At 48.9% G+C, this 883-nt stretch carries 8 tRNA genes and 1 rRNA gene; all 9 read left to right on the top strand.

Annotated features, from left to right (window positions below):
• Window positions 1–89: ribosomal RNA gene (gene rrf, locus KNQ12_RS16835) — 5S ribosomal RNA — on the top strand; the annotation flags it as partial.
• Window positions 90–169: 80 nt separating this feature from the next.
• Window positions 170–245 (top strand) — tRNA-Asp (locus KNQ12_RS16830).
• 10 nt (window positions 246–255) lie between these two features.
• Window positions 256–331: transfer RNA gene (locus KNQ12_RS16825), tRNA-Phe, on the top strand.
• A gap of 8 nt (window positions 332–339) precedes the next feature.
• Window positions 340–415, top strand: a tRNA-Thr gene (locus KNQ12_RS16820).
• An 11-nt stretch (window positions 416–426) separates the two neighbouring features.
• Window positions 427–502 (top strand) — tRNA-His (locus tag KNQ12_RS16815).
• Between the two features lie 23 nt (window positions 503–525).
• Window positions 526–601: transfer RNA gene (locus tag KNQ12_RS16810), tRNA-Lys, on the top strand.
• 7 nt (window positions 602–608) lie between these two features.
• A tRNA-Leu gene (locus KNQ12_RS16805) sits at window positions 609–692 on the top strand.
• 7 nt (window positions 693–699) lie between these two features.
• A tRNA-Gly gene (locus tag KNQ12_RS16800) sits at window positions 700–774 on the top strand.
• A gap of 21 nt (window positions 775–795) precedes the next feature.
• A tRNA-Leu gene (locus KNQ12_RS16795) sits at window positions 796–882 on the top strand.
• Window position 883: the final 1 nt, after the last annotated feature.

Raw genomic sequence — 883 nt, 5'->3', positions numbered from 1 at the left:
CCCGTTCCCATGCCGAACACGGAAGTTAAGCACTTGAACGCCGAAAGTAGTTGGGGGCTTCCCCCTGTGAGGATAGGACGTTGCCAGGCTTTTGTTTTTTTAATAAAACAATTGACAGACTTACATAGATGTTTTATCATTATAGAAGTCGTCACCTTATACTTAAAACGGTCCTGTGGTGTAGCGGTTAACATGCCTGCCTGTCACGCAGGAGATCGCGGGTTCGAATCCCGTCAGGACCGCCATTTTAATATCGGCTTTGTAGCTCAGTTGGTAGAGCAAAGGACTGAAAATCCTTGTGTCGGCGGTTCGATTCCGTCCAAAGCCACCATTTCTTTTGCCGGTGTAGCTCAGCTGGTAGAGCAACTGACTTGTAATCAGTAGGTCGCGGGTTCGACTCCTGTTGCCGGCACCATTTTTATTTTGGCGATTGTGGCGAAGTGGTTAACGCACCGGATTGTGATTCCGGCATTCGTGGGTTCAATTCCCATCAGTCGCCCCATTTTTTAACTTCATATCATTTATGTGTCATTAGCTCAGTTGGTAGAGCATCTGACTTTTAATCAGAGGGTCGCAGGTTCGAATCCTGCATGACACACCATTTTTATGCGGGTGTGGCGGAATTGGTAGACGCGCTAGATTTAGGATCTAGTGTCTTTGACGTGGGGGTTCAAGTCCCTTCACCCGTACCATTTATATGCGGAAGTAGTTCAGTGGTAGAATACGACCTTGCCAAGGTCGGGGTCGCGGGTTCGAATCCCGTCTTCCGCTCCATTTATATTTGAATAGCATTATGCGGTCGTGGCGGAATCGGTAGACGCGCTAGGTTGAGGGCCTAGTGGTGGCAACATCGTGGAGGTTCAAGTCCTCTCGACCGCACCAT

Source organism: Exiguobacterium sp. s11, assembly GCF_018619015.1.
Classification (GTDB): domain Bacteria; phylum Bacillota; class Bacilli; order Exiguobacteriales; family Exiguobacteriaceae; genus Exiguobacterium_A; species Exiguobacterium_A indicum.
This window is presented reverse-complemented; position numbering and strand designations above follow the sequence as displayed.